Genomic DNA, 657 nt, shown 5'->3' with positions numbered 1-657 from the left:
GATAATATTGCACCAACATTTACTGCACCTGCAGATATTGAGATATTTACAGATGCATCATGCAACTACGATGCTGGAGTAAACATTACAGGAGATGTTACAGACGAAGCAGATAACTGTTCTACAACACTAGACGCGACCTACACAGACACTGTAGTCGCAGGAACTTGCGAAGGATCATTCGTAATCACAAGAACATGGACATTAACAGATAGCTGTGGTAATACTGCGCCAGAACAAACACAAACCATCACGGTGTCCGATAATATTGCACCAACATTTACTGCACCTGCAGATATTGAGATATTTACAGATGCATCATGTAACTACGATGCTGGAGTAAACATTACAGGAGATGTTACAGACGAAGCAGATAACTGTTCTGCAACACTAGACGCGACCTACACAGACGCTGTAGTCGCTGGAACTTGCGAAGGATCATTCATTATTACCAGAACATGGACATTAACAGATAGCTGTGGTAACACTGCGCCAGAACAAACACAAACCATTACCGTGTCTGATAATATCGCACCAACATTTACTGCACCGGCAGATATTGAGATATTTACAGATGCATCATGTAACTACGATGCTGGAGTAAACATTACAGGAGATGTTACTGATGAAAATGACAACTGTTCTGCAACACTAGAC

1 pseudogene is annotated in these 657 nt (G+C 41.6%); it reads left to right on the top strand.

Features of this window, described 5'->3' with window-relative positions:
* A pseudogene (locus ACVC08_RS00520) lies at window positions 1–657 on the top strand (gliding motility-associated C-terminal domain-containing protein); the annotation flags it as partial.

Source organism: Pontimicrobium sp. MEBiC06410 (genome assembly GCF_053601615.1).
The sequence above is the reverse complement of the archived record's forward strand: the minus strand, read 5'-3'. Positions and strand labels throughout refer to the sequence as shown.